Source organism: Mesorhizobium sp. CAU 1732 (genome assembly GCF_039888675.1).
Lineage (GTDB): Bacteria > Pseudomonadota > Alphaproteobacteria > Rhizobiales > Rhizobiaceae > Aerobium.
On the sequence record NZ_JBDQQR010000001.1, the window covers coordinates 3,308,573 to 3,334,269 of the forward strand.

Annotated in this window: 27 protein-coding genes and 1 pseudogene; 17 read left to right on the forward strand and 11 right to left on the reverse strand. The window is 63.9% G+C overall.

The window, feature by feature from the left end; all coding sequences use genetic code 11:
• Positions 1–50: 50 nt before the first annotated feature.
• The 3 genes from AAFN55_RS16085 to AAFN55_RS16095 are packed head-to-tail and all read right to left on the reverse strand — an operon-like array spanning position 51 to position 1,309.
• Positions 51–440: a cupin domain-containing protein gene (locus AAFN55_RS16085; protein ID WP_347799835.1), complete on the reverse strand. Its 390-nt coding sequence runs from the start codon at positions 438–440 to the stop codon at positions 51–53.
• Positions 441–488: 48 nt separating this feature from the next.
• Positions 489–974, reverse strand: a complete 486-nt coding sequence (locus tag AAFN55_RS16090) for an SRPBCC domain-containing protein (RefSeq protein WP_347799836.1) — start codon at positions 972–974, stop codon at positions 489–491.
• Positions 971–1,309: a metalloregulator ArsR/SmtB family transcription factor gene (locus AAFN55_RS16095; RefSeq protein ID WP_347799837.1), complete on the reverse strand. Its 339-nt coding sequence runs from the start codon at positions 1,307–1,309 to the stop codon at positions 971–973. The genes AAFN55_RS16090 and AAFN55_RS16095 overlap by 4 nt, the downstream gene beginning before the upstream one ends.
• 1,556 nt (positions 1,310–2,865) lie before the next feature.
• Here AAFN55_RS16095 and AAFN55_RS16100 point away from each other — a divergent pair.
• From AAFN55_RS16100 to AAFN55_RS16110, 3 genes are all read left to right on the forward strand, one after another.
• Positions 2,866–3,603, forward strand: coding sequence for a hypothetical protein (locus tag AAFN55_RS16100; protein ID WP_347799838.1), 738 nt, complete (start codon positions 2,866–2,868; stop codon positions 3,601–3,603).
• 380 nt (positions 3,604–3,983) lie between these two features.
• Positions 3,984–5,231: a DUF3419 family protein gene (locus AAFN55_RS16105; RefSeq protein WP_347799839.1), complete on the forward strand. Its 1,248-nt coding sequence runs from the start codon at positions 3,984–3,986 to the stop codon at positions 5,229–5,231.
• Positions 5,232–5,233: 2 nt separating this feature from the next.
• On the forward strand, positions 5,234–5,947 hold the full coding sequence (locus tag AAFN55_RS16110) for a class I SAM-dependent methyltransferase (RefSeq protein ID WP_347800286.1): 714 nt from the start codon (positions 5,234–5,236) through the stop codon (positions 5,945–5,947).
• Here AAFN55_RS16110 and AAFN55_RS16115 read toward each other — a convergent pair.
• Positions 5,908–7,293 (reverse strand): serine hydrolase, encoded by a 1,386-nt coding sequence (locus AAFN55_RS16115; protein WP_347799840.1) that lies wholly within the window; start codon positions 7,291–7,293, stop codon positions 5,908–5,910. The genes AAFN55_RS16110 and AAFN55_RS16115 overlap by 40 nt on opposite strands.
• A gap of 219 nt (positions 7,294–7,512) precedes the next feature.
• On the opposite strand from AAFN55_RS16115, the gene AAFN55_RS16120 reads away from it, so the two are divergent.
• Positions 7,513–8,331, forward strand: coding sequence for a GH25 family lysozyme (locus tag AAFN55_RS16120; RefSeq protein WP_347799841.1), 819 nt, complete (start codon positions 7,513–7,515; stop codon positions 8,329–8,331).
• 71 nt (positions 8,332–8,402) lie between these two features.
• A complete protein-coding gene (locus AAFN55_RS16125) occupies positions 8,403–9,575 on the forward strand; it encodes a lytic murein transglycosylase (protein ID WP_347799842.1) in 1,173 nt (390 codons plus the stop codon).
• Between the two features lie 38 nt (positions 9,576–9,613).
• On the opposite strand, the gene AAFN55_RS16130 is transcribed toward AAFN55_RS16125, so the two are convergent.
• Positions 9,614–10,834, reverse strand: coding sequence for an alanine racemase (locus AAFN55_RS16130; RefSeq protein WP_347799843.1), 1,221 nt, complete (start codon positions 10,832–10,834; stop codon positions 9,614–9,616).
• Positions 10,835–11,007: 173 nt separating this feature from the next.
• On the opposite strand from AAFN55_RS16130, the gene AAFN55_RS16135 reads away from it, so the two are divergent.
• The gene (locus tag AAFN55_RS16135) at positions 11,008–11,925 is read left to right on the forward strand and encodes a DMT family transporter (protein ID WP_347799844.1); all 918 of its coding nucleotides are present in this window, start codon (positions 11,008–11,010) and stop codon (positions 11,923–11,925) included.
• A 27-nt stretch (positions 11,926–11,952) separates the two neighbouring features.
• On the forward strand, positions 11,953–13,209 hold the full coding sequence (locus AAFN55_RS16140) for an amidase (protein ID WP_347799845.1): 1,257 nt from the start codon (positions 11,953–11,955) through the stop codon (positions 13,207–13,209).
• A gap of 365 nt (positions 13,210–13,574) precedes the next feature.
• Here the strand turns inward: AAFN55_RS16140 and metF are convergent, their stop codons facing one another.
• Both metF and AAFN55_RS16150 read right to left on the reverse strand, forming a co-directional pair.
• Positions 13,575–14,489, reverse strand: a complete 915-nt coding sequence (gene metF / locus AAFN55_RS16145) for a methylenetetrahydrofolate reductase [NAD(P)H] (RefSeq protein WP_347799846.1) — start codon at positions 14,487–14,489, stop codon at positions 13,575–13,577.
• Positions 14,489–15,469, reverse strand: a complete 981-nt coding sequence (locus AAFN55_RS16150; RefSeq protein ID WP_347799847.1) for a metalloregulator ArsR/SmtB family transcription factor — start codon at positions 15,467–15,469, stop codon at positions 14,489–14,491. Before AAFN55_RS16150 ends, metF begins: the two co-directional genes overlap by 1 nt.
• A gap of 144 nt (positions 15,470–15,613) precedes the next feature.
• On the opposite strand from AAFN55_RS16150, the gene tsaA reads away from it, so the two are divergent.
• Both tsaA and AAFN55_RS16160 read left to right on the forward strand, forming a co-directional pair.
• The gene (gene tsaA / locus AAFN55_RS16155; protein ID WP_347799848.1) at positions 15,614–16,117 is read left to right on the forward strand and encodes a tRNA (N6-threonylcarbamoyladenosine(37)-N6)-methyltransferase TrmO; all 504 of its coding nucleotides are present in this window, start codon (positions 15,614–15,616) and stop codon (positions 16,115–16,117) included.
• Positions 16,114–16,425: a DUF2293 domain-containing protein gene (locus AAFN55_RS16160; RefSeq protein WP_347799849.1), complete on the forward strand. Its 312-nt coding sequence runs from the start codon at positions 16,114–16,116 to the stop codon at positions 16,423–16,425. Before tsaA ends, AAFN55_RS16160 begins: the two co-directional genes overlap by 4 nt.
• A gap of 11 nt (positions 16,426–16,436) precedes the next feature.
• Here the strand turns inward: AAFN55_RS16160 and AAFN55_RS16165 are convergent, their stop codons facing one another.
• The 3 genes from AAFN55_RS16165 to ettA all read right to left on the reverse strand — a co-directional run bounded on the left by AAFN55_RS16165 (position 16,437) and on the right by ettA (position 20,131).
• Positions 16,437–17,051, reverse strand: a complete 615-nt coding sequence (locus tag AAFN55_RS16165) for an MOSC domain-containing protein (protein WP_347799850.1) — start codon at positions 17,049–17,051, stop codon at positions 16,437–16,439.
• Positions 17,052–17,150: 99 nt separating this feature from the next.
• On the reverse strand, positions 17,151–18,272 hold the full coding sequence (locus tag AAFN55_RS16170) for a beta-ketoacyl-ACP synthase III (protein ID WP_347799851.1): 1,122 nt from the start codon (positions 18,270–18,272) through the stop codon (positions 17,151–17,153).
• 209 nt (positions 18,273–18,481) lie between these two features.
• Positions 18,482–20,131, reverse strand: a complete 1,650-nt coding sequence (ettA, locus tag AAFN55_RS16175; protein WP_347799852.1) for an energy-dependent translational throttle protein EttA — start codon at positions 20,129–20,131, stop codon at positions 18,482–18,484.
• A 158-nt stretch (positions 20,132–20,289) separates the two neighbouring features.
• On the opposite strand from ettA, the gene AAFN55_RS16180 reads away from it, so the two are divergent.
• From AAFN55_RS16180 to AAFN55_RS16210, 7 genes are all read left to right on the forward strand, one after another.
• Entirely contained in the window at positions 20,290–20,916 is a 627-nt protein-coding gene (locus tag AAFN55_RS16180) for an AprI/Inh family metalloprotease inhibitor (protein WP_347799853.1), read from the forward strand.
• Positions 20,917–21,079: 163 nt separating this feature from the next.
• Entirely contained in the window at positions 21,080–21,514 is a 435-nt protein-coding gene (locus AAFN55_RS16185; RefSeq protein WP_347799854.1) for a curlin, read from the forward strand.
• A gap of 77 nt (positions 21,515–21,591) precedes the next feature.
• On the forward strand, positions 21,592–21,972 hold the full coding sequence (gene csgH / locus AAFN55_RS16190; RefSeq protein ID WP_347799855.1) for a curli-like amyloid fiber formation chaperone CsgH: 381 nt from the start codon (positions 21,592–21,594) through the stop codon (positions 21,970–21,972).
• A gap of 179 nt (positions 21,973–22,151) precedes the next feature.
• Positions 22,152–22,568 carry a curlin gene (locus AAFN55_RS16195; protein WP_347799856.1) on the forward strand — a complete coding sequence of 139 codons (417 nt, stop codon included), beginning with the start codon at positions 22,152–22,154 and terminating at the stop codon, positions 22,566–22,568.
• Positions 22,569–22,680: 112 nt separating this feature from the next.
• Complete coding sequence (locus AAFN55_RS16200; protein WP_347799857.1) at positions 22,681–22,839, forward strand: YqaE/Pmp3 family membrane protein; 159 nt, start codon at positions 22,681–22,683, stop codon at positions 22,837–22,839.
• An 11-nt stretch (positions 22,840–22,850) separates the two neighbouring features.
• Complete coding sequence (locus AAFN55_RS16205) at positions 22,851–23,225, forward strand: DUF4112 domain-containing protein (protein ID WP_347799858.1); 375 nt, start codon at positions 22,851–22,853, stop codon at positions 23,223–23,225.
• 82 nt (positions 23,226–23,307) lie between these two features.
• Complete coding sequence (locus AAFN55_RS16210) at positions 23,308–23,511, forward strand: hypothetical protein (protein WP_347799859.1); 204 nt, start codon at positions 23,308–23,310, stop codon at positions 23,509–23,511.
• A gap of 17 nt (positions 23,512–23,528) precedes the next feature.
• On the opposite strand, the pseudogene AAFN55_RS16215 reads toward AAFN55_RS16210, so the two are convergent.
• Positions 23,529–23,627: pseudogene (locus AAFN55_RS16215) on the reverse strand (arsenate reductase (glutaredoxin)); the annotation flags it as partial.
• A 253-nt stretch (positions 23,628–23,880) separates the two neighbouring features.
• Here AAFN55_RS16215 and AAFN55_RS16220 point away from each other — a divergent pair.
• Positions 23,881–25,647, forward strand: a complete 1,767-nt coding sequence (locus AAFN55_RS16220; RefSeq protein ID WP_347799860.1) for a calcium-binding protein — start codon at positions 23,881–23,883, stop codon at positions 25,645–25,647.
• Positions 25,648–25,697 lie beyond the last annotated feature (50 nt).

The following is a 25,697-nucleotide window of genomic DNA, read 5'->3' on the forward strand; positions in this document are numbered from 1 at the left end:
GGTGGAGGGGGTGTTTCGCGAAAAGCGATTCCACCTCATGCGAAACCGTCTTAGTCGAGGTTCGTCTGGATCCAGCGCGGCGACAGGTGAATGTCGAGCGTTTGCAGCCGTCCCGGCCCGAGATTGACGAAACGGTGGGGCACGCCCGCCGGTCCCATGACGCTCTCGCCCGCCTCCGCGTCGATCACCTCGCTCCCGACGAAGAAACGGGCACGGCCCTGCTGAACCACGAACACCTCGTCATAGGGATGGACGTGCAGGCCGGGGCCGGTCCCCGGTTCGTCATTGCCATAGGTCAGGACGGTGATCTGCGTGCCCAGGGCCTCGCCATTGACCGAACCACGGTATGGACCGTCGATCGTTCCGTCGAAGAGTTTGGCCTTGGCAGGCGGGCGACCGTCAGGTGTCACCGTCGCGGGGTCGAAATCACGTCTGCTCATACATGCCTCTCCTCGATTGGCGCGCATGGCCCCGCGCCGTGATTTGCACTATGCTGCGATCTGGCCCGACTGCATGAGTTCTTCCATGCGGGCGTAGCTCTCTTCCATCCCCTGATCCATGCCGGTGGATAGCATCGCCGCGCGCGTATCGCTGTCGGGCAGCATCATGCGCATGATCATAAGCGTTCCATCACCGTCGGCCTCGAACCGCGTCTCGACATGGTTGTCCGGCGTCGGGTCCGGCAGGAACATCCGTTCGATATGCTCGATGCGGCTGAATGGTTCCAGCGCGATATACTCGCCGGTCGCATGAAAACCGTTGCCGTTGCCGTCCGACCACTCGAAACGGATCCGCCCGCCCGGCTCCGCCTCGCTGATGCAGACCGGCATGGTCCAGCCGGGCGGCCCGAGCATCCATTTCTGGATCAGGCGGGGTTCGGTATGGGCGCGATAGACGGCTTCGGGTTTCGCCGCAAAGCGACGCTTCACCACGACATCGGTATCGCCTTCCAGTGCGAGTGTGAGCTTGCTCATGGTCTGTCCTTCCCTTCTTGCGTTTCCATGTCGGCCAGTACGTCGTCGAGCCGGTCGTAATTCTTCGCCATCGCCTCGCGCAGCCAGTTCAGCCACTGATCGATTTCACCGATCGCCTGCGGCGCCAGCCGGCACGGACGCTTGGCCCCCTCGACGCGCCGGATGATGAGCCCTGCCCCCTCCAGCACCTTCAGATGCCGCGAGACAGCCGGCTGCGACATCTCGAACGGCTCCGCCAGTTCCATCACCGTCGCCTCTCCCGACGCAAGGCGCGCGAGGATCGCCCGTCTTGTCGGGTCGGAAAGCGCCGAAAAGGCCGCGTCGAGATGCTGCATCCAGTGATCCTTTCAATAACACTATTGTTATATAACAAGATTGTTTTGTCAATAGGCGAGTGCCCCGCCACCCGCGCACCCGCTTCGTCATCCTCAAGGCATCCCCACCCACTTCGTCATCCCCAAGGCGAAACCTACCAGCTTCGTCATCCCAAGGCGTCCCCACCCACTTCGTCATCCTCGGGCGGAGCATTGAGCGAAGCTCGATGCGCAGACCCGGGGATCCATGCCTCGCCGACCCCGTCGCTCGGTGGCGCAGAACCAGGCGCTTGCCCGGTCACCGGAGACCACGAACCATCGGGACCACCCCGCCCCTCACCAACCGGCGAGGCATGGATTCCCGGGTCTCCCTCCGCTTCGCTCCGATCGCCCGAGAATGACGAAGTGGGGGTGGTTTCGGCTGAGCCAAGTTCGGAGGCGGTGACGGTTTTCGGTGAGCGTTCCCACGCCCACTTCGTCACCCTCAAGGCAGAACCTCCCACCTTCATCATCCCCAAGCCTTCCCCACCCGATTCGTCATGCTCGGGCGGAGCCTTGAGCGCAGCGAAAGGCGCAGACCCGGGGATCCATGCCTCGCCGGCTCAGCCGCAGGATGGTGCAGAACTTGGCGCTTGCCCAATCACCGGAGACTACGAACCATCGCAACCACCCCGCCCGTCACCCACCGGCGAGGCATGGATTCCCGGGTCTCCCTCCGCTTCGCTCCGATCGCCCGAGAATGACGAAGTGGGGTGGTTTCGGCTGAGCCAGATCCGGAGGCGGCGACGGTTTTCGGTGACACTCCCACTTCGTCATCCCCAAGGCGAAACCTACCAGCTTCGTCATCCCAAGGCGTCCCCACCCCACTTCGTCATCCTCGGGCGGAGCCTTGAGCGCAGCGAAAGGCGCAGACCCGGGGATCCATGCCTCGCCGACCCCGTCGCAGGATGGTCCAGAACTTGGCACTCACCGCACATCCGAAATTGACGAACATCGGGACCACCCCGTCTCTCACCAACCGGCGAGGCATGGATTCTCGGGTCTTCCTGCGCTTCGCTCCGGTCGCCCGAGAATGACGAAGGTGAAGTTGGTTCGCTAGGTTCGGAGGCGGTGACGGTTTTCGGTGAGCTTCACCTACCTTCGTCATCCTCAAGGCAGAACCCCCCGGCTTCGCCATCCAAGGCATCCCCATCCACTTCGTCATCCTCGGGCGGAGCGTCGAGCGAAGCTCGATGCGCAGACCCGGGGATCCATGCCTCGCCAGTCCCGCCGCAGGGTGGTGCAGAACTTGGCACTCACCGCACATCCGAAATTGACGAACCATCGGGACCACCCCGCCCGTCACCAACCGACGAGGCATGGATTCCCGGGTCTCCCTCCGCTTCGCTCCGGTCGCCCGAGAATGACGAAGTTGAGGTGGAGATCGCAGGTGGAAAGATTTCCGCATCGCCAAAACCGTTTCCCAAGCCCGATCAATCACTTCCCAAAAACATCCCCCCAAACCCCGCCCCATTTTCTCCACCTCCCCCAAACCCGCGCGAGAATCCCCCCACCTTGACCGAAGGGCGGAGGATGCGATGGACTGGAAGGCCGCGATCGAGACGAACCGTCAGGCGCTGAAGCGCGTGCTGGTGGGCCTTGTGGCGATGGCCGGCATCATCGGCGGCGGCGCAGACCGCACCGCCACCCTGCCGCGCCATCTCCACCGCGCCGTGCTCCGGCTGCTGCGCCCGGCCGAGGCGGCAGCGCGGCGGCTGGTCATCGTCGCCGCGCGCGGCCTTGTCGTCACGCTTCCGCCAGCGCGCCTGCGCAAGCCGAAGGTTCTCGCCGGTCCCCAAACGGGGCAAGCGTCCCCACGCAAGGCCGGCCACGGCTTTCAGCTCTTCGACCCGCTGCCGCGCTCGCGTCGCCCTCGACGATCGTCGCGGAGCGGCGTTCCGCGCATCTGTTTCCCCGGCTTGCGAGAACCGTTTCCCGTCCCCCGCCCGCCCTCTGCGGACGATCTGCTGGACGCGGGCCGCCTCACTCTGCGCCTCACCGCGCTCGCGTCGGCGCTGGACGACCTGCCGCGACAGGCCCGGCGCTTCGCCCGCTGGCGTGTCACCCGCGACGCCGCGGCCACGCAAAGTATGGGGCACGAGCCCGCGGGCGCGAAAAATATCAGCCGCCAGCCCGGCCGCATTCGCCGCGTCTGGCCGTTGCGTCCCGGCCGCCCGCCCGGTGCACGCTCGCGCCCAACTCACGAAGTCCACGACATTCTCGAAACCGTGCATGGCCTCGCCGCCTGGGCAATGGAGCGGCACGACACATCATGACGGCGCGGGATGGCAAGACGGCGAACGGATTCCTGAAATGGCCAGACCGGAAACGGGGCGTGGCAATGAGGAAGTGCGCGCACTTCCTTCTCCCCGTTCACGGGGATCCGAAGGACGGGCGAGACACGTGGCTCGCCCCAGTGCCCGAAGGGCGGATGAGGGGCGGCGCAAACGTGGAAGTCTTTGGGGAACGATGGGAACAGATATACGATTACCGGACAACGCTGTACCGCCCCTCATCCGGCACTTCGTGCCACCTTCTCCCCGCAGGCGGGGAGAAGGAAAGACCACGCGTCGTCACCGTCGCGTCATCGACACGTCATCGGCGCGTCATCGCGCAGGCCTATCCGGAATCGAGACTTTCGATGAGGAGCAGCCGCATGGCCGATATATCTTCGACGCTGACCGGACGCAGGAAGCGGCACATCAACGACGCCGTGTTCCAGAACGCCGCAGCCAGCAAGGCCGGCCTGTCGGAGCGCCTGTTCGCGCTGCTTTTTTCCGGCCTGGTCTATCCGCAGATCTGGGAGGACCCGGAGATCGACATGCAGGCGCTTGGCCTGCGCAGCGGTCATCGCGTGGTCACGATCGCGTCCGGCGGCTGCAACATACTGGCCTACCTGACGCGCTCGCCGGCCACGATCGACGCGGTCGACCTCAACGCGCATCACATCGCGCTCAACCGGCTGAAGCTTGCGGCCTTCCGCACGCTGCCCGCGCAGGCCGACGTGTTCCGCTTCTTCGGCGAGACGGGCAACCGCCACAACACGCAGGCCTATGACCGCTTCATCGCGCCTGGCCTCGATGCGCAGACACAGCGCTACTGGACCCGGCGCGACTGGCGCGGCCGCCGCCGCATCGCGGCGTTCGAGGGCAATTTCTACCGCACCGGCCTGCTCGGCGCCTTCATTTCCACGGGTCATCTCGTGGCGCGAATGCATGGCGTCGATCCGCGCGATGTCATGAAATCCGAAACCCTCTCCGATCAGCGCCGCTTCTTCGACGCGAAGCTCAGGCCGCTCTTCGACCGTCCGCTGGTCCGTTGGATGACGTCCAAGAAGGCGTCTCTTTTCGGCCTCGGCATTCCCCCCGCGCAATATGATGCGCTGATAACCGACGGCGACGGAACGATGGCGAGCGTGCTGCGCCAGCGCCTCGAAAAGCTCTGCTGCCACTTTCCGCTGCGCGACAATTATTTCGCCTGGCAGGCCTTCGCACGCCATTATCCGTCGAGCGGCGAGGCAGCACTGCCGCTTTATCTGGAGCCGAGGCACTACCGCACGATCCGCGACAATGCCGGCCGCGTCTCGATCCATCACCGCAATCTCGTCGACCTGCTCGCATCCAAGCCCGCCGCCTCGCTCGACCGTTACGTGCTTCTCGATGCGCAGGACTGGATGGGCGACGCGCAGCTCAACGCACTATGGGCCCAGATCGACCGCACCGCCGCGCCCGGCGCGCGCGTCATCTTCCGCACCGCCGCCCGCGCGTCGCTGCTGCCCGGCCGCGTCTCGCCCGAACTGCTCGACGGCTGGCACTATGAGGACGACCTGTCCCGCGATTTCTCCGCGCGCGACCGCTCGGCGATCTATGGCGGCTTTCACCTCTACGTGCGCAAGGAGAGGTGATGATGGCTTCGGCGCTGCATTCGCATGCCGATCTGATGGACGGCGTCTATCGCCGCCAGCGCCACATCTACGACCTGACCCGCAAATATTATCTGCTCGGCCGGGACCACCTGATCGACAAACTCGACGTACCCGAGAATGGCGCGGTGCTCGAGATCGGCTGCGGGACCGGACGGAACCTCATCGCGGCCGCGAAGCGCTATCCGGACGCCCGGTTCTATGGTTTCGACATATCGTCGGAAATGCTGGAAACGGCCCGGCTGTCGATCGCAGCGGAGCTTCTCGACGACCAGATCAAGCTCGCGCAAGGCGACGCGACGGCGTTCGACGCGGAAGCCATCTTCGGCCGATCGCGGTTCGATCGTGTCTATGTCTCGTACACGCTTTCGATGATACCGGATTGGGAACAGGCGGTGCGGCAGGCGGTCGATGCGCTCGCATTGGGAGGCTCGCTCCACGTCGTCGATTTCGGCCAGCAGGAACGCCTGCCGCGCTGGTTTCGATCGGGCTTACGCGCGTGGCTTGCAAAATTCCATGTCGAGCCGCGCGCCATGCTCGCAGCCGAACTCGCCGCGCAGGCGGAACGCATCGGCGGGCGCTTGTCTTTCACGCCGCTCTATCGCGGCTACGCCTGGCACGCGTCGGTGACGCGCCGGACCACCCTCAAGGCGGCGGCCTATTCCAGCACGCCGAGCAGCGCCTCGACCATCGCCTGAGGCTTGTAGCCGAGCTTCGACGGGGTCAGCCCCATCCGCACCACCACCAGCCCGCGCGACGGGACGACGGCGATCGACTGGCCGTCATGGCCGAGCAGCCAGAACGTGTCGTCAGGCAGGTCGAAGCCCGCGTCGGGATCCTCGCCTTCCGGCGTGCCTGCGTCCGGCCCGCGCAGCCAGAGCTGTCCCCGGCCATATGTGCCTTCCGATGCCGGAGCTGCCTCCCGCATCCAGGCGACATAGCCCTCCGGCAGGATTTGCTCGCCATCCCACACGCCGTCATTGCGCAGGAACTCGCCGAACCGCGCCCAGTCATGGGCCGTGGCGTAGAGATAGGACGATCCGACGAACGTGCCACGTGCATCGGCCTCCAGCGTCGCGCTCGTCATGCCGAGCGGCCCGAACAGCGCCTCTCGCGGCCAGGCAAGCGCCGCGTCGGGATCATCGAACGCATTTTGCCAGACGCGCGACAAAAGCACGCTCGTCCCGCTCGAATAGCTGAAGGTCTCGCCGCGTGGGCCGGCGAAGGGCTTGTCGGCGGCGAACTCCGCCATGTCGGGCTGAAGGTAGAGCATGCGCGTCACGTCGGTCACATCGCCATAGTCTTCGTTGAATTCCAGCCCGCTCGACATCGCCATGAGGTCGGCGATCTCGATCTCGGCGCGCTCGTCCACGCTCCAAGCCTCGAAGAGGTCGCTCTGATCCAACGAAAGGCGCTCGTCACGAACCAGAATTCCGATGAGGGCCGCCGTGACGGTCTTGGTCATCGACCAGCCGAGCAGCGGCGTCAGATCGTTGAACGCGACGCCGTAGCGCTCGCCCACGATCCTGCCGTTCTGCACGACGACGATGGCGCGCATGCCCTCGCCCGTCATGGCGGGATCGTCGAGGATTTGCGCCAACCGTGGATCGGTCGAAAGCTCCACGCGCTCGCCCTGCGGCCACAGGGCGGCAATATCCGGGCTTGGCAGGTAGCCGAGATCGGGGAGGTTCGCTGCGGTCACATCGCCGTCGGGCACCACCGCACAGCCGGTTCCATTGCGGTACACGGTCTGCGAGCGGCCGAACACGCCCAGCAATCCGGCGGTGACCGTACGCGCGACCGGATCGACATTGGCCGAGACGTAGCCGAGCAGCGGATGGCCGGGCGCCTGGACGTCGATCGACATCACCTGATCGCCCGGCCGCGAGGCGAGAAACGCATTCGAACAGACCATCTTGGCGGAGTAGGCCGTGGCAACGCGGATAAGTGCCGGCGGGGCAAAATAGAGCCAGGCTGCCGCGGCGATGACGATAACCGCCAGCACGGCGATTGCCCATTTCGCTATTTTGCCGAATACTGCCATCGCATCCCCCAACCGTCTTACGCCCGCAAATCGCGCTGTCGCCGCACAATTCCACCGGACTCTTGCGGGGCTGCGGCGCAAAAATCAATGGCAGGACGCAAACCCACGAGATCGTGCACATGCCTGCCGGTGACGGGTTCGCCGCCTTCGACTATGGCTTGCAATCAGCAACACTTTTGATTCGATGCCCTCACGGGCAGCAGAGCGCCCGGGGGATCGATGCGCCGATTTGCGGCCCTTGCGTTGATGGCAGTGATCGCAGCCTGCAGCACCGTCGACTACGATTTCGGGAATCTCTCGCCATCGTCGTCGGGGGGAGCGGCAGGCGTATCGCAAAACGTGACCGTCAGAAATCCGCGCTACGGCGACAGCAATCCGCACCCGTGGAAAAGCCGTGCGCCATGGACCTATGCCGTCCACGGCACGGACGTCTCGAAATATCAGGGCTCGGTCGATTGGGCCGCCGCAAAGGCGTCCGGCATCTCGTTCGTGTTCATCAAGGCGACCGAAGGCGGCGATCGTTTCGACGAGCGCTTCAACGAACATTGGCGTGGCGCGAAAGCTGCCGGCATCCCCCGCAGCGCCTATCACTTCTACTATTTCTGCAGGCCGGCCCACGAGCAGGCCGAGTGGTTCATCCGCAACGTGCCGAAAGAAGCAGGCACCCTGCCCCATGTGCTCGACATGGAATGGAACCATCTGTCGCCCTCCTGCAAGCTGCGCCCGCCTGCTGCCGTCGTGCACCGCGAAATGCGCATCTTCCTCGACATCCTGACGCGTCACTATGGAAAGCGCCCGATCGTCTACACCTCGATCGATTTCTTCGACGACAACAACCTGTCGCAATTCCCCGGTGTCGATTGGTGGCTGCGCTCCGTCGCCGCTCACCCCGATGATCTGTATGGCAGCCATCCGTTCCGCTTCTGGCAATATACGGGGACAGGCATCGTTCCCGGCATCAGGGGCGACGCCGATATCAACGTGTTCAACGGCTCCGAGGCGCAGTGGCGCAGTTGGTTGCAGGAGCATTTGAAGTAACGCCGAATTTATGCCCGGTTTGCTGTCGCATGACCGACAATGGGCGCAACCGTTTCAGACTGGAGTACCTCATGCGAACCTTGGTCGCCGCTCTCGCAACCGTGCTTGCAGCCACCGCACCCACCCTTGCGCAACAATGCGGCGGCGACTTCGAAGCATGGCGGGCCGAGATCGCAAATGAGGCGCGCGCCGCAGGCGTCGGCGACACGGGTCTGGCGGCCCTCGCAAACGCCCGCCTCGATCAGCGCGTGCTGGACCGCGATCGCGCGCAAGGTGTCTTCACCCAGACCTTCACCGAATTCGCCGGCCGCATGATCAACGACTATCGCCTGACCAACGGCGCGGCGAATTTGCGCAAATATGCCGACGTCTTCGCGAAGGCGGAACAGGACTACGGCGTGCCAGGCCCCGTCATCACCGCCTTCTGGGCGCTTGAGACGGATTTCGGCGCGGTCCAGGGCGACTTCAATTCGCTCAACGCCCTCGTCACGCTCGGCCATGACTGCCGCCGTCCCGAGCTCTTCCGCCCGCAGGTCGTGCCGCTTCTCACCCTGATCGACAACGGCACATTCACGGCAGATGTGCAGGGCGCTTGGGCGGGCGAGATCGGCCAGACCCAGATGTTGCCCTCCGACATCCTGACCAAAGGCGTCGATGGCGACGGCGACGGCATCGTCGACATTCGCCGCAGCGTGCCTGACGTCATCCTGACCACCGCCAAGAAGATTCAGTCCCGCGGATGGAAGGCAGGCGAGCCGTGGATGGAAGAGGTTCGCGTGCCCGCCGAAATGCCATGGCAGGAGACCGGCCGCACGAACAAGCTGCCGATAAGCCAATGGTCGTCATGGGGCGTGACCAAGCGCGACGGCAGCCCGCTCGACACCAACATGCCGAATGCCGGCATCGCGCTCCCCATGGGCCACAAGGGTCCGGCGTTTCTGGTCTACGACAATTTCGACATCTATCTCGAATGGAACCAGTCGTTCACCTACACGCTGACGGCCGCCAATCTGGCCACGCGGTTCGCAGGCGCGCCGCGCTTCGATCCCCGCCAGCCCGAGCAGGGCCTTGTCGGCGAATCGATGAAGCTGCTTCAGCAGAAGCTGAAAGATCGCGGCCACGATGTCGGCGGTCTCGACGGCATCCTGGGCGTCATGACGCGCGAGGCCGTCCGAACCGAACAGCAGCGCCTCGGCCTGCCTGTCGATGGCTGGCCGACGCCTGCGTTGCTGTCGAATTTGTAGAGCGCTTCACCGAGTCGCGCCTAGCATATCCGTCGAGCCTAATCCGCCATCGTCTCCAGGCTCGCGAAGCCTTCCGGCATGCCGCCCTCGTCGAACGGCGTCGTCACCTCCACGAACGTGTCGGGATAAAACCCGTTGAAGCGCGTGCGCAGCGACAGCGAATAGGCGCCGATATGGCCGATCTCGATCCAGTCGCCCGTATCGACCGTCTCCGGAAGCCAGAACGGCCTTGAGAGGATGTCGACGGAATCGCAGGTCGCACCGCAGACCTTGAAAGGCGCGATCTTCTTGGGATCGCCGTTGCGGCTGCGGATCGCGGGATCGGGGATGAATCGCGCCGGAAGCGTGATCTTGCCGGTCCACGAATCCGACAACGAAGCCCAGATGCCGTCATTGATGTAGAGCCGCCTGCCCTTGCGCAGAAGCACGCGCACGATCAGCGAATAGGCGCGCGCGACGATGACGCGGCCCGGCTCCGCCACCAGCGGCATATCGCCAAAGTTCCATTCCTGAATGTCGTTGCGCAGGCGCGACATCAACTGCCCGAGCGATGGCATCTCCGGCTTCTTGCGGTTCGGATCATGGCCGTATTCGGCGGGGAAACCGCCGCCGACATCGAGCGACGCGATCGGCGTGGAGACGCGGTTGCGCACCCAGTCGGCCGAGGCCAGCGCGCGCTCATAGGTGTCGGGATCCTCGATCTGGCTGCCGACGTGGAAGCACAGCCCCACCTTGAAGCCACCGCGCCCTAGCCGGTCGGCGAGTTCGACGGCAGCCGCCGGTCCCGCGCCGAACTTCTTGGAGAGTTCGTAGGCCGCGCTTCCCTTGGTCTGGATGCGGACGAAGACGGTGATCGTGCCGGGGTCGATGTCGAGCGCCTTGACGACGCGCGTCAGTTTCGTGATCTCGTCCTCATGGTCGATCGCGACGACCCGGATGCCGTACTCCTCGAGCGCCAGACGGATATGCGACTGCGCCTTGACCGGGTGCATGTAGAGCATCTCGGCCTTGGGCGCGACAGCCCGCACATCGGCGATTTCCTGCGGTGACGCCACGTCGAAACAAGTGACGCCTGCTTCGGAAAGCGCCTTCAAGACCATCGGCTCGCCATTGGTCTTCACCGCATAGGCCGTCTTGCCGGGAAACATCGACATGAACTGGCGGCAGTCTTCCTTCAGAACCTCGGGGCGAAAGCAGTAGACCGGATCGTCGGGGCGAAGCGCGAGGGCTGCTTCGCGTGCATTTTCGAATCGCTGCAAGTGCGATCTCCTTGTGTGATCGTGGCGGACCCTAACAGCCCAGCCTGTCGCGACAAAGTGCCGGCAGGGCGGTCTTCGCCACCACGCGCTATCGCATGGACCAGAACACGAAGCGGGTGGCGGGAGAATGACGCCTGTCCTACGCAATCACCTGGAAGACCGGAGGATATCGCATGGCCGCCACAGACAGCAAAATGACGACGGGGCCGATGACCGCCGTCAACTGGGGCATGCTCCTGGTTCTCGGCGCGCTGTGGGGCGGTTCGTTCTTCTTCGCGCGCATCGCGGTGGCGGAAATCCCGCCTCTGAACCTCGTGCTGTTTCGCGTCGCCATTGCGGCTATCGCGCTGCACCTCTATCTGGCTGTCGCCGGCCCGTCGTTCCGGCTGGCGCTGCCGATGGCCGGAAGCTTCGTCGTTCTGGCGCTCCTCAACAACATCATCCCGTTCAGCCTGATGTTTGCCGGGCAGACGGAACTCGGTGCCGGAGCCGCCTCCATCCTCAACGCAACGACGCCGTTCTGGACGATGATCCTCGCCAATCTCCTGACGTCCGACGAGAAACTTTCGTGGAACAAGTCGATCGGCGTCGTGCTCGGCATCATGGGTGCCGCGGTCATGATCGGCCCGGGCGTGCTGGCCGGTCTCGGCGGCCCTGTCTGGGCCAAGCTCGCTCTCGTGGGGACAGCGGTATCCTATGGGTTCGCGGCAATCTTCGCGCGAAAATTCTCCAGACTGCCGCCGCCGATCATCGCCACCGGGCAGTTGACGGCCTCGACCGTGATCATGATCCCCGTCGTGCTCTTCACACACGGGCCATCCGGGCTTTTCTCCGCAAGCATGGATGCATGGGCGGCCGTGTTCTGCCTCGCGCTCCTCGCCACCGCCTTCGCCTACATCCTGTTCTTCCGGCTCATCCAGTCCGCCGGCGCTACCAACACCTCGCTGGTGACGCTGATCGTGCCGGTGAGCGCGATCCTGCTCGGCGCGCTTTTCCTCGGCGAACGGCTCGAACTCTTCGAGATGCTCGGCATGGGGCTGATCGCGCTGGGCCTGCTCACCATTGACGGCAGGCTCCTGAAGCGGCGATAGCTTTCGGCGGTACAGGGGGGCATCGCCATGCAATCGGTCATTTCCATTCTCGCGGATGTGCGCGCGGGCAAAAGAACGGCGCGTGAAGCCGTCGAGGCAAGCCTTGATGCCATCGCAGCGCGCGAACCGGACGTCCTCGCCTTCGAGCGGACGGCGGATCGTGCAACCCTCCTGCACCAGGCGGAAACGGCGACGGGGCCGCTCGCCGGCATCGCCATCGGCGTGAAGGACATCTTCGACACGTTCGACATGGAGACGCGGTACGGAACGCCGATCTATGCCGGCAACCAGCCCAAATCCGACGCGGCCATCGTTGCCATGGCGCGGCGGGCGGGTGGCGCGATCGTGGGAAAGACTGTCACGACCGAGTTCGCCTATTTCACGCCGGGCAAGACGCGCAATCCGCACGATCCGGCCCATACGCCGGGCGGTTCTTCATCGGGGTCGGCAGCCGCGGTCGCCGCCGGCATGATCCCGGCCGCGATCGGAACGCAGACCGGCGGATCGATCATCCGCCCGGCATCCTTCTGCGGCGTCGCCGGATACAAGCCGAGCTTTCGGCTCCTGCCCGCGACGGGCATGAAGACCTTCTCATGGTCGCTCGACACCGTCGGCCTCTTCGCGGCGTCCGTCGCCGATGTGGCAGCCTTCGCGACCGCGCTCACGGGGCGGCCGCTCGAGGCGGAGCCTGTCGAGCCTGCAAGCCTGCGCATCGGCATCTACCGCAGCGCCATCTGGAACGATGCGTCGCAGGATATGCGTGCAGCCGTGCAGACGATCGCGGCACTTGCGGCCGATGCCGGCGCCACGGTGATGGATGTCACCGAGCCCGACCTGCTCGCCGCCGCGCGGGAAGCCCACGCCACCATCCAGAACTACGAAGCGGGCCTTGCTCTCGCAGGCGACCTTGCGCTCAACGAGAGCCGCATGAGCGCGAAGCTTCGCGAGACATTGCTCGAAGGCACAGCCATCGCGCCGTCCGAATACGATGCGGCCAGACGCATCGCACGCCATGCGCGCCATGCCGCGACCGAACTGTTTTCGGATGTCGATATCCTCATCAAGCCGTCCGCGCCGGGTGCGGCACCAAAGGGATTGGAAACGACCGGTGTACCGACCTTCAACAAGCTCTGGAGCCTGGCGGGAAACCCTTGCGTCAACGTCCCCGGCATCGCGGACGCACATGGGCTGCCGCTCGGCGTTCAGGTCGTCGCCCGCTTCGGCCAGGATCAGAGGATGCTGTCGGCCGCCGCGTGGCTGCAATCGCTTTTGCGAGCCGGTTAACGGTTGAGGCGGCCAGCCACATTTTGTTCACAGGTTCGCCACGATCGATTGTCGAGCGAAATCAAATGCGTGGCCCCGAATGCAGGTCGCATTTCCTACAGGCGTGTCGCATTGCAGCACAAAATGCCCTTGCCAGCAGCCGATTACCGCCTAGAATCCATCGATAGTCGGTAGAGGAGACTATGTCATGGGACTTGCGCGACCAATCAATGCCTTGATGATTTGTGCTGCGTTCGCCTTCATCGGCGCTGTGATCATGGGGGTTCTGGCTTGACGGCAAAGCCGTCGGTTTTCTGAAACGACTGAGGAATACAGAAAGGGCCGGATGATCTCCGGCCCTTTTTGCATGCCAATTCGTGACCGCGCTACGCGGCAGCCGAGGTCGTGTTGATGACCGCCGGGCGGATGCCGATGAGGTGGCAGATCGCGAAGGCGAGGTCCGCGCGGTTCATCGTATAGAAGTGAAACTCCCCGATGCCGCGCTCGACGAGATCGAGCACCTGTTCCGCGGCGATAGCCGATGCCACAAGCGCGTGGGTCTGGGGGTCCTTGTCGAGGCCGTCGAAGCGCTCGGCAAGCCACGCCGGAACATGCGCGCCGCAGCGTGCCGAGAAATTGGCCACCTGGCCGAAATTGTGGATCGGCAGAATCCCCGGAACGATCGGGATATAGATGCCCGCCCGGCGGGCGCGCTCGACATAGCGCTCGTAAAGATCGTTGTCGAAGAAGAACTGGGTGATCGCGCGCGTCGCGCCATTGTCGACCTTGCGCTTGAGCATGTCGATGTCGGTGGCGAAATCGGCGCTCTCGGGATGCTTTTCCGGATAGGCGGATACCGACACTTCAAAATCGCCGATCGCACGGATCGCGCCGACGAGTTCGGCACCGTTCGAATAGCCTTGCGGATGCGGGCGATAGGCTTGGCCGACGCCGGCCGCAGGGTCACCACGCAGCGCCACGAAACGCGTGACACCCATGGATGCGAAGTCGCGCACCACTTCTTCCACGTCCGCGCGCGTGGCATCGACGCATGTCATGTGCGCGGCGGGCTTCAGGGCGCTCTCGTTGAGGATACGCGACACGGTGCGGGCCGTGCGTTCGCGGGTCGATCCGCCCGCGCCGTAAGTCACCGACACATAATTGGGCGCCAGCGGCTCAAGCCTCGTGATCGTGTCCCAAAGGCGCGTCTCCATATCGTCGCTCTTGGGCGGGAAGAACTCGAACGACACCTTGATGCGATCGCCGATGTCGGGGCGGCGGGAAAGGCGAAGGTCGCTCATCAGACGGTCTCCTGAAAGCTGTGCGTCGATTGGCCGGTGTCGGCGATCAGAAGACGCCGGTCGCGTGCAAGCCAAAGCTTGACGGTCAAACCGGCGTCGTCGGTGGGGGCGAAGGTGCGTTCGGCTTCGAGGTCGAGACCGGCTTCATCCAGCCACTCGGCGATCTGCCGCTCGGAAAAGCCCAGACGCACATGGGCGTGTTCCTCGCGCAGGAACTCCAGCCCATGCGGGGCGAAATCGACGATGACGAGACGCCCCGCCGGGCGCATCAGCCGCGCCGCTTCGCGAATGGCGACACCCGGCTCGTCCAGATAGTGCAGCACCTGATGCATGGTCACGAGGTCGAATGCGTCACGCTCGACAGGCGGGGCGTAGAGATCGCCCTGACGCACCTGTGCGTGCGCGACATCGGCCTGATCGAGGTTGGATCGCGCAACCGCCAACATTTCGCGCGACAGATCGATACCGACGCCACGGCGATAGAGCGGAGCGAATATCTCGAGCAACCGGCCCGTTCCGGTGCCCAGGTCGAGCATCGCCTGAAACGGCCTTTCGCCGACGAGTTCATGCAGCGCACCCTCGACGGCCCCATCCGGCACATGAAGCGACCGGAGTTGATCCCAGCTTGCGGCGTTGGCGCTAAAATAGTCCGCCGCCCTTTCCTGCCGCTTGCGCTTCACCGCGGACAGTCGCTCCAGATCGCGTTCCACGATCGCGTCGGCCGCATCGACGCGACCGATGACGCCTGAGATGAAATCGCCGGCGCTCTCGCCATCGGACAGCCGGAAATAGGCCCAGGAGCCCTCCTGGTAGCGCTCGACCAGCCGCGCCTCCATGAGAAGCTTCAGGTGCCGCGACACGCGCGGCTGCGACTGATTGAGGATTTCCGTTATATCCGTCACGGTGAGATCGCCGCGTGACAGCAGCACCAGAATCCGCAGGCGGCTGGATTCGGCAGCAGCCTTCAGGGTATCTACCATCTCTAACAAGCCTGTGGCGGGCCGCTTCAGCATTGCACGCTCCAAAAACACATAAAGATATATTTATATGAACCTGCGATTGGTGGCAAGAGCGATGTCGCATCCCGACATGAAAACGCCGCTCATCCATAAGGAACCCAAGAGATGAGCGAAAAACGGGAGGGCGAGATCGAACTGAATGTCGACCCGGGCACCCTCGCCCCAGAAGCGGGTCTCGTCTTCATCGGGCGCGTCAGATCGCCATGGATCGATCGAGCCGAGTGTCCCAAGAACATGGCGGCCGCGCGCGAAATGGCACGGCCTGCGTCAATCGAGATCGAACAGCCCTACAGGCAAGGTCTTGGCGGGCTGGAAACCGTCAGCCATCTCGTCGTGTTGACGTGGCTGGACAAGGCGGCGCGCAACCTGATCGTCCAGAAGCCGCGCCATGCAGCCGCGCCACGCGGAACCTTTGCGCTGCGCTCGCCGGTGCGTCCCAACCCGGTCGGCGTGCACATCGTCCGGCTGACGGGCCTCGACGTTTCGACCGGCGTGCTCGACCTCGAAGCGATCGACGTCCTCGACGGCACACCGATCATAGACGTGAAGCCCTACTACGCCTCGACCGACTCCATCCCGGACGCCATTACAGGCAAGTCTGCGCGATGAAGGCATCGACCAACAGGCAGCGCGTGATCGCCAAGGCGCTGACCCTCCTTTTGCCCATGGCACCTTACGCGGACATCGAAAAGATCCGCGAGATGGCGCTTGAGCGCAAACTGCGCGACCTGCCGCCATCGATCGCCGTCTGGATCGCGACGATCACCTATGTCCGCCACGAGCATTCGTCCTACGACACGCTTCTGGAAGACGGCTACGACCGCGACGCGGCACGCTTTTTCGTGGTCGACGAGATCAACGAGACGCTGACGCAGTGGCGTGCGACCCGCCTGCTGGACGCAGACGAAGAAGAATAGGCGGTCACCCCCTACCTGTAGATCCACTGCTCCAGCACCCGCACCGAAATCTCTTCGCCATCCTCGATACGGCCCGGCTTCTCGACCCAGCCCACGACGCCCCGCAGGCGCTTTGCGGCCTTGGGAAACGCCAGCGCACCCGCCTCGACATCAGCCATCCCGACATGCTCGGCCACCGATCGTCCGGCGATGCGGCATGGGCCGTTCTGCGCATCGACCTTCAGCGTGACGCCACCCTTTAAGAACAGCATCGTACCCGCCGGCAGCATGGAAAGCCGGGGCACGCCCGCGATCACCATGTTCGCACCGATCCATTCCGGCTTGATCTCCGCGATGCCCATCCGTTCGGCGACGATCGCGAGTTCGTCGGCGGCAATGATCGAAAGCTGGCGCTCGTTGCGGATCTCGGTGCCACGTGGATACCACGGCTCCCGCCCGCCCGAGCGCCGCGTCTTGCCGCCGTGGACGTCGCCGGGAATCCCGTCGAAGGTAAGGTCCAGCGCGCTCGTGGCGCGCGTTTCGAAATGATCCGACGCAGCGACGAACAGGCCGTCGACCCTCGCCTGCAGCTTGCGGCCCGGCAGGATTTCAATCTCGTCGTCTTGCCTGCCAAACAGGTCGAGCATCATCGGGATCCCGCAGCTTCGCTCAAAGCGCGAAACTGCCCGCGACGCGCGGTGTCGTCCAGCAAAAACCGCTGATCATTCCATTCGATGCGGCGATGATCACATCATGCGCAGAAGCGCGCCGCCGATCGAATAGCCGGCGCCGTAGGTACAAAGGAGCCCATAGTCGCCGGCCTTCATGTCGCGATGATTCTCGTAGAGTGCGATCACCGCTCCGGCGGCGGCCGTGTTGCCCAATCGATCCAGCACCATCGGCGCGCGGTCGTGACCGACTTCCTGGCCGAAGGCGAGCTTCAGGATCATCTGGTTCATGCGCGCATTGGCCTGATGCAGCCAGAAGCGCCTCACCGTATCCGGCGTCCGGCCATGCTCCGAAAGGAAGTCGACGATGAAGCGATGGCTCGCAACCGTCACATCCTTGAAGACCTTGTTGCCCTGCTGCTTGATCAGATTGCCCTCTGTCGGCACGCGCGAGGCGTCTTCCTCGGCGGCGCGATTCAGGTAGCTGAAATTGGAGCGGATGTTGTTCGAGAACTGCGTCCAGTTGCGCGTATCGAGAACCTCGAAACGCCCCGCGCGCTGCTCGTCTCCATCCACCGCTTCGATCAGCAGTGCGGTCGCCGCGTCGCCGAAGATGAAATGCGTCTGCCTGTCGCGGAAATTCAGATGCGCGGTGATGAGTTCGGGCGTGATCACGAGCGCCCTGCGATGCGCGCCGGACCGCACCAGATTGAACGCGACATGCAGCCCTGCGGCAGCCGACGAGCAACCGAGGCTGAGATCGAACGCCGCACCCTGCGCGCCGATTTCCCGCTGGATCTCGATCCCGATCGACGGGTAGAGCCGCTGAAGGTGCGAGCCTGCGCAGATGACGAGATCGACGTCGGCGGCATCGACGCCTGCATCATCGAGCGCCGCGCGCGCCGCAGCCGCGCCGAACTCAGCCTGCACCGACAATTCGTCATCCGCGCGTGCGGGTATCCGGGGCGCCATGCGGTCGGGATCGAGTATCCCGTCACGCGTATGAACCCGACGGTTGCGAATGCCGGATGCGTGGTAGATGAAGTCGGCGCTCGATTTCTGAAGCGGATCGAGCCCGTCCGCCAGCCGCGTTGCATTCTCTCGATCGACCCAGAGATTGAGGCTCTCGACCAGTTCCTCGTTGGACAGGCTGTCTTCCGGTAGCGTGACGCCGATGCCGCTGATGATCGCGCGATTCATGGTTCTCGTCCTGAACATGCAGCCAGATGCTGCATCGCGGCCGTTCTAAGGTCACGAATATAGATAGTTCAAAATAGGGGCATTGCGTTTATGCGACCTTAATCACGTCAAATGCGATGGCATCAGTCAGACGAACAAGCTCGCCGCTTGCTCCGGAAACGAAAACGGCGGGCACAGGGCTCGCCGATCTTCAAGCGTGAAATTCAAACTCAGCGCGTCAGGCGCTTGTAGGTCATGCGGTGCGGGTTGAGGGCGTCCGGGCCGAGACGGCGCACCTTGTCCTTCTCATACTCCTCGAAATTGCCTTCGAACCACTCGACATGGCTGTCGCCTTCGAATGCGAGGATGTGGGTCGCAAGACGGTCGAGGAACATGCGATCATGGCTGATGATGACCGCGCAGCCTGCGTAGCTTTCGAGTGCATCTTCGAGCGCGGCCAGCGTTTCGGTATCCAGATCGTTGGTCGGTTCGTCGAGGAGAAGAACGTTACCGCCGGTCTTCAGCATCTTGGCCAGATGCACGCGGTTGCGCTGACCGCCTGACAGATTGCCGACCTTCTGCTGCTGATCGCCGCCGCGGAAGTTGAAGGACGAACAATAGGCGCGCGTATTGGCCTCGTGCTTGCCGAGCTTGACGACTTCGGCACCGCCGGAAATCTCTTCCCAGACGGTCTTGTTGGGATCGAGCGCGTCGCGGCTCTGGTCGACATAGCCGAGCTTCACCGTCTCGCCCACGCGGATCGAGCCCTTGTCCGGGGTTTCCTGACCGGTGATCATCTTGAACAGCGTGGTCTTGCCGGCGCCGTTCGGGCCGATGATGCCGACGATGCCGCCGGGCGGCAGCTTGAAGTTCAGATCCTCGATCAACAGGCGCTCGCCGAAGCCCTTCGACAGATCCTCGACTTCGATGACGACATTACCCAGCCGCTCGCCATGCGGGATGACGATCTGGGTGTCGGAAGGACGGCGGCTGTCGGCAGCCTCCAGAAGCTCCTCGAACGCCTTGATACGGGCCTTCGACTTCGTCTGGCGTGCCTTGGGGCTGGACGCAATCCACTCGCGTTCGCGGTTGATCGAGCGCTGACGGGCGTCGTCTTCGCGGCCCTCCTGCTTCAGGCGCTTGGCCTTGGCTTCGAGGTAGGCGGTGTAGTTGCCCTCGTAGGGGATGCCGCGGCCGCGATCGAGTTCGAGGATCCAGCCGGTGACGTTGTCGAGGAAGTAGCGATCGTGGGTGATGATCATCACGGCGCCCTTGTAGGCGCGCAGATGCTTTTCCAGCCAGGCCGTCGTCTCGGCGTCGAGATGGTTGGTCGGCTCATCGAGCAGAAGCAGGTCGGGCTCGCGCAGCAGAAGCTGACACAGCGCCACGCGGCGACGCTCGCCACCGGAGAGCTTGGTGACGTCCGCATCCTTGGGCGGGCAGGCAAGCGCCTCCATGGCCATCTCGACCTGCTGCTCGAGATCCCACAGATTGAGCCGGTCCATCTCGTCCTGGAGCTGGGCGGACTCGTCCGCCGTCTCGTCCGAGTAGTTCATCATCAGCTCGTTGTAGCGCTCGATGATCGCGGTCTTCTTGGCCACGCCTTCCATGACGTTGCCGAAGACGCTGAGCTGCGGATCGAGCTGCGGCTCCTGCGCGAGGTAGCCCACGGTCGCGCCGTCGGCGAGCCAGGCTTCGCCGCTCCAGTCCTTGTCGAGACCGGCCATGATCTTGAGCACGGTCGACTTGCCGGCGCCGTTGGGGCCGAGAATGCCGATCTTGGCTTCGGGATAGAACGAGATATTGAGGTTCTCGAGAACCTTCTTGGTGCCGTAAGCCTTGGTCAGGCCCGACATGTGATAGATGAACTGGCGTGCCATGGCGCGCGACGACTCCGTTTACCGGTGCGGGAAGAATTGGTCGGCGCGTATGTAGGCCATCCGGCGCCGAAGGGCAATGCGGCGGGTTGCCAAGGCGATGGGATCAAACTCTCGCCATGGTCATTGCGCATGGCGAGTGCATGATGGGGAACTGGACTGTGAAATCTGTACTCAGCAGGGCCGGCGCCCTGGCGGCCGTGGCGATCGCTTTGGCCGCGTGCCAGTCGGGCGACGGCGAGAATTCGGTGGCTGCCGCGCAAGGGTCGTTCATGGGGCCGATGCAGTGCGCCGTGCCGCTGCCGGACGGGCCGCCCGCCAAGCCACCCCGCATGACGGCCTTCGGCGCGGCGACCGCCTGGAATGTCGGGCGCAATGTCGGCCGCACCGCAATCGCCGGCGCGGGAACCTTCGTTGCCGGCCCGGTCGGCGGCGCGGTGGCCGGCAACCTCGCGGCGCGTGCCCTTCCCTCCCAGTTCGACATTCGCGGGCGCTGGACGGTGACCGACGGCTCGGCCGATTGCGGCTGCTCGCTGTCATTCGCGGCACCCGGCACCTGGTCCGGCGCCAATCCGCCGCGCGGCAGCGCCAGCACGTCCGGCTGCAACAATCCCCTGCTGGCAGGCACGAACGACTGGCGGCTCGACGAGACGACGGCCGGACTTGAGGCCGAAATGCTCCTCTATGCGCGCAACGGCAACCGTATCGCGATCCTGAAACGAGACGGGCCGGATCATTATTCCGGCCAGCTTTCGACCGGCCAGCCACTCACGATCTGGCGCGACTGAACCTCCCTTCAGCGCAGCCCGGCTGCGGCACCTTCTCCTGTTGACGATCCCCTGCCCGGCGAATGAACCGCCGCTGAACGACCGGTTCAGCATCGGTTCCGGAGGCGGATGCGAATGTGATCCCGTACTCGCAACGAGACACATCAACCGCAGGAGACCCGCCATGTCCTCGAAGCTTTTCATCACCGCAGCAGTCGCAGCCCTCGTCGGCTTCACCTCCATTCCTGCCAGCGCAAACAGCGTCTGGCTTGAGCAGTTCGGCTACGCCAATCAGGCCGGTGGCCGCCAGACAGGGTACAGAAACGACATCGGCGTCCAGCAGGACGGACGGCGCAACAGCGCGGTCGGCAATCAGCGCGGCTATCGCAACACCATCGCAATCGGCCAGAACGGTCGCCGCAACACCGTGCAGGCCACGCAGACCGGCCGCAACAACGCGGCCGGCGTCGGCCAGTTCGGCTCCAACCACAACTCGATCGTCGTCCAGGACGGCAACGGCAACATCACGGCAGGCGTTCAGGTCGGCAACGGCTGCGACGCCAACGTCCGCCAGGGCGGCAGCGGCAATGTCGCGGCCTTCGTCCAGACCTGCCGCTAAGGACTTGCCCGCAAGCCGATCGTTCGGGAGCGCCTCAGGCCTCCCGGCGATCGATCGGATGCCAAAGGAGAATCAAGATGACCGACATACGCAAGCCATTCTCGATCGGGGCGGCTGTCCTGGTCGCCGGCCTCGGCGCGGCGTTTGCCGCTTCCGGCGCCAGTCAGGCGGATTCGGATGCTCCCCGCTGCGAGATCATCGCGAGCACCTCCGGCGGCACGGCCTCGATCCGGGGCGTGGTGCATGCCGATCGCGCTCTGTCGGGTGAATATTCTTTCACCGTGAGCGGTCAGGGCACGAACATCCGGCAAGGCGGCGCGTTCGAAGCGCAGGCTGGCGAGACGGCCACATTGGGCAGCGTGCAGGTGGGCGGCTCCGCACGCAGTCTCGATATCCGTCTCGAACTCAATGCCAACGGCCAGCAATCGGTTTGCGAACAGACGCTCGGATCGATCTGAGCGTATCTGCACCGACCACAAAGGGCTCCGGCATGCCGGGGCCTTTTTGTTGTGTCTCGCATGGCGTCGGCGATTAACGCCCCATGAACATGCGGTTCCGGATCGGTTCAGCGCTGCTGCGTCATTCTCCTCGCATGGGTTGAAGAAGCCCGAAGACTTGACGAAGCAAGGAGACCGACATGATCCGCACCGCCCTCAAGACAGCCATGGCCGCACTGGTCGCCACCACGATCGGCACATCCGCCTTCATCGCGCCAGCGCAGGCCGGCGGTTCGCTCAGCGTCCATGTGCAGCCGAGAAACGAGCAGGAAAGCCGCGCCATGCGCGCCGGCCTCTCGCTCTACTCGATCTACAATCAGGTGAAGGGCGGCGCCTCCATCCGCCAGATCGGCAGCGGCAACGCCGCCGGGATCGCGCAGGACGGGCGGGGCAATCAGGGCATCGTCCACCAGGAAGGCCGCGGCCACAACGGAACCGTGACCCAGAACGGCAACAACAATTCCTACGGTCTCTTCCAGTTCGGTCGCAACACCAACGGACACGCCACCCAGACCGGCAATGGCAATGCGGGAGCCACCTTCCAGTTCGGCTGGTAGCGGCTTCGCCTCGTCAGTTCATGCGATCACTTCGGCGCGGCAAGACCGTACGGACAGAACCGTTTCGGCATTGCCGCGTTGAGAGGGCTCACGAAGCTCATGGAGATCCCGTGTGGACGTCATTCGCATACTGCTTGCAATTCTCATTCCTCCGCTCGGCGTCTTCCTGCAGGTCGGCATCGGACTTCAGTTCTGGCTGAACATCCTGCTGACGCTTCTGGGTTACGTGCCGGGCATCATCCACGCGATCTGGGTCATCCTACGGAAATGAGCCCGGCTCGCATGGCTCCCGACGGCGCAGATGGCGATCCCGCCAAAATCAAGGCTTTGGCCGAACTCGACCAGCTTGCGAGACTCCTCGATTCGAACTGGACCATACCGGGCACGTCGATCCGGTTCGGGGTCGATGCTGTCGCCGGCCTCGTGCCGGTCGTCGGCGATTCGGCGATGGCGCTTGTCTCGGCCTACATCATCCTGCGCGCACGCAGCCACGGTGCCAGCGGCGCGCTCATCGCCCGCATGGCCGGAAACGTGGCGATCGACACGGTGATCGGATCGATCCCGCTGCTCGGCTCGATCTTCGACGTCTATTTCAAGTCGAACAAGCGCAACGTGCTCTTGCTGAGACGCCATCTCGAGCAACGCGGAAAAATCTGACTTGGGCTTGGGAGAACGACAGTTTTAGCCTGCCACTTTCCGTGGTAGGTGTCCGCGCAGCATCCGAAATCAGGAGATTTGAATGCAACGTGCAGTGGCGATGGCAGCAATCGGCATCATTTTGAGCGCTTGCGGTTCGAGCGGGCCGGTGTATCGCGGCGCGCCGCCGGCAGGCTATACCGACGAGCAATATTCGGCCAAACTCCGCGGCACCGCCTTGCCCGAGAGCGATAAAAATACCTACAAGGACGCCAGCAATGCAGGGGGGCCCGGCGCGTCGTTCTAGAAAATCCTCCGCCCCGTCGCCTCGGACGGACGGCACAGTTTCGCGCCGAGCGGCGTTTCCACGATCGGCCGATTGATGAGAATCAGGCGATCGATCAGCTTGTCGTCGCTCCTTTTGACGGCACCTGATCCCGATGGCGCTCGGGCGCATCCGGGCAATCAAATTTTCGATCAGAAGTGAGATTGCGGGCAGGTAAGGACCTCATCAGATCGGCTTAGGTCAAGCACAACAGGCAGTGCCCGGACCTATCCCAAATCGTTCCCATATCCGAACATCCATCTATTCGGCTCACTGAGAGCATGTTGAGCTTGGCGAAGGGCACGCTGTCTTCGACGCGGGGAGCCTGGTCGGCAACATTTGGGGTCAACGATGACGACGTTTTATCAGTTCGAGAATTCGATCGGTACCGGTGTTCGCTTCACCTTCGCCAACACAGGCGATGAATATCAGGTGCTCGGAGGTGTCAGGGTCGAGTCGACAGACGACTTTGCGATTGCGGGAGCCTTGGGAAATCAATCGGTCAGGGTCGATGGGACCGTGGTCGCGGCCGAGTCCGCCATCGTACTTCAAGGCGCCAACAATCACGTCACGATCGGCTCCAGCGGCATCGTGACATCCAATGAACCGATCAGCGGAAATACCGCCATTTTCCTGACCGGCGGCAATTCTTCGGTTTTGAACGAAGGGCAGGTCAACGCGGCAAGCGCGATCGGCATCCTGTTGCAAGGTGGAGACAACGAAGTCCTCAATCGCGGTTCGATAACGGCTGCAAGCGGAGCGTTTCTCGGCCTGTTCGGCAGTGTGGGCGATACGCTGTTCAACGAGGGCAGCATCTCGGCAAATGCCGCAGGCGATGCAAATGCCGACTTCCGCTACAACAACGGCGTCTTCACCGAGGGCGACCGCACCGTCATCGTGAACACTGTGAGCGGAGCGATATCGGCAATCTCGAGCCAGGGCGCGGGCATTGCGATCGGCACCGCCGGGGGCGACGGCTCCTGGGTCGAAAATCGCGGCCTCGTGACGTCGCAGCAATGGTTCGGCGTCGATTTCGCGAACATGGATGACGGCGATACCGCGCGGCTCGTGAACCACGGCACGATCACCGGCCTTGCCGGTGCGTTCCGGGGCAACGCCACCGCCGAGATGATCGTCAACCGCGGCGTGATGAACGGCGACGTTCTGCTGGGCAATGGAAACGACACGTTCGATGGGACCGGCGGAACGGTCAACGGCACGGTGCTCGGGGGACTTGGAAACGACACCTACCGCATCTCGAGCTCCGCGATCGTGATTGCCGAACTTGCGGCCGAGGGCACGGACAGCGTGATCAGCACGGCGACGTACACGCTTGGCGCGAATATCGAGAACCTTACCCTTGCCGGCAACGGCGATATCAATGCCACGGGCAATGCCAGCGCCAACACGATCATCGGCAATGGCGGGAACAATCTCATCAATGGCGGCGCAGGCGACGACGTGATGTACGGTGGCGGCGGGAACGACATTTTCGTCGTCGCCACGGTGGCGGACCAGACGATCGAGGGATTGAACCAGGGTACGGACACGGTTCGCGCCTATATCAACTGGACCCTTGGCACGAATGTCGAGCGCCTGGAATTGCTGGGTTCGGCCGCCAATGGCACGGGCAACGCGCTCGCCAACACGCTCGTCGGCAACGGTCTCGCCAACATCTTGAATGGCGGAGACGGAAACGATTACATCAGCGCAAGTGCGGGCAACGATACGCTCAACGGCGGCAACCAGAACGACACGCTGGTGGGCGGTGCGGGCGCCGACATCATGAACGGAGGGGCCGGCAACGATACCTTTCTGTACCTCGCGCTATCGGACACCCCCGTCGGGGTCGCCACGCGCGACACGATCAACGCCTTCGTCCATGGCGAGGACAAGATCAACCTGGCGGCGATCGACGCCAATGCGAGCGCCGCCGGCGATCAGGCGTTCAGTTTCATCGGCACGGGAAACTTCACCGGCGTCGCCGGCCAGTTGCGCTACGCGGCGTTCGGCAACACATGCCTTGTCACCGGCGACGTGAACGGCGACAGCGTGGCGGATTTCCAGATCGCGGTGAACAACACCAACTTCATGGCCGGCACGGATTTCATCACCTGAACCGGAGAAGTGGCCCGGTCTGCCCAGAACGGCAGACCGGCGCTCACTCA

Coding starts and splice junctions, on each gene's coding strand:
- AAFN55_RS16220 (WP_347799860.1), top strand. CDS start 23,881: ATGACGACGTTTTATCAGTTCGAGAATTCGATCGGTACCGGTGTTCGC.
- AAFN55_RS16140 (WP_347799845.1), top strand. CDS start 11,953: ATGCAATCGGTCATTTCCATTCTCGCGGATGTGCGCGCGGGCAAAAGA.
- metF (WP_347799846.1), bottom strand. CDS start 14,489: ATGAGCGACCTTCGCCTTTCCCGCCGCCCCGACATCGGCGATCGCATC.
- AAFN55_RS16205 (WP_347799858.1), top strand. CDS start 22,851: ATGGCTCCCGACGGCGCAGATGGCGATCCCGCCAAAATCAAGGCTTTG.
- AAFN55_RS16185 (WP_347799854.1), top strand. CDS start 21,080: ATGTCCTCGAAGCTTTTCATCACCGCAGCAGTCGCAGCCCTCGTCGGC.
- AAFN55_RS16095 (WP_347799837.1), bottom strand. CDS start 1,309: ATGCAGCATCTCGACGCGGCCTTTTCGGCGCTTTCCGACCCGACAAGA.
- AAFN55_RS16105 (WP_347799839.1), top strand. CDS start 3,984: ATGGCCGATATATCTTCGACGCTGACCGGACGCAGGAAGCGGCACATC.
- AAFN55_RS16110 (WP_347800286.1), top strand. CDS start 5,234: ATGGCTTCGGCGCTGCATTCGCATGCCGATCTGATGGACGGCGTCTAT.
- AAFN55_RS16090 (WP_347799836.1), bottom strand. CDS start 974: ATGAGCAAGCTCACACTCGCACTGGAAGGCGATACCGATGTCGTGGTG.
- AAFN55_RS16150 (WP_347799847.1), bottom strand. CDS start 15,469: ATGGTAGATACCCTGAAGGCTGCTGCCGAATCCAGCCGCCTGCGGATT.
- AAFN55_RS16085 (WP_347799835.1), bottom strand. CDS start 440: ATGAGCAGACGTGATTTCGACCCCGCGACGGTGACACCTGACGGTCGC.
- AAFN55_RS16170 (WP_347799851.1), bottom strand. CDS start 18,272: ATGAATCGCGCGATCATCAGCGGCATCGGCGTCACGCTACCGGAAGAC.
- AAFN55_RS16210 (WP_347799859.1), top strand. CDS start 23,308: ATGCAACGTGCAGTGGCGATGGCAGCAATCGGCATCATTTTGAGCGCT.
- AAFN55_RS16115 (WP_347799840.1), bottom strand. CDS start 7,293: ATGGCAGTATTCGGCAAAATAGCGAAATGGGCAATCGCCGTGCTGGCG.
- AAFN55_RS16120 (WP_347799841.1), top strand. CDS start 7,513: ATGCGCCGATTTGCGGCCCTTGCGTTGATGGCAGTGATCGCAGCCTGC.
- AAFN55_RS16165 (WP_347799850.1), bottom strand. CDS start 17,051: ATGCTCGACCTGTTTGGCAGGCAAGACGACGAGATTGAAATCCTGCCG.
- ettA (WP_347799852.1), bottom strand. CDS start 20,131: ATGGCACGCCAGTTCATCTATCACATGTCGGGCCTGACCAAGGCTTAC.
- AAFN55_RS16100 (WP_347799838.1), top strand. CDS start 2,866: ATGGACTGGAAGGCCGCGATCGAGACGAACCGTCAGGCGCTGAAGCGC.
- AAFN55_RS16195 (WP_347799856.1), top strand. CDS start 22,152: ATGATCCGCACCGCCCTCAAGACAGCCATGGCCGCACTGGTCGCCACC.
- csgH (WP_347799855.1), top strand. CDS start 21,592: ATGACCGACATACGCAAGCCATTCTCGATCGGGGCGGCTGTCCTGGTC.
- tsaA (WP_347799848.1), top strand. CDS start 15,614: ATGAGCGAAAAACGGGAGGGCGAGATCGAACTGAATGTCGACCCGGGC.
- AAFN55_RS16135 (WP_347799844.1), top strand. CDS start 11,008: ATGGCCGCCACAGACAGCAAAATGACGACGGGGCCGATGACCGCCGTC.
- AAFN55_RS16160 (WP_347799849.1), top strand. CDS start 16,114: ATGAAGGCATCGACCAACAGGCAGCGCGTGATCGCCAAGGCGCTGACC.
- AAFN55_RS16125 (WP_347799842.1), top strand. CDS start 8,403: ATGCGAACCTTGGTCGCCGCTCTCGCAACCGTGCTTGCAGCCACCGCA.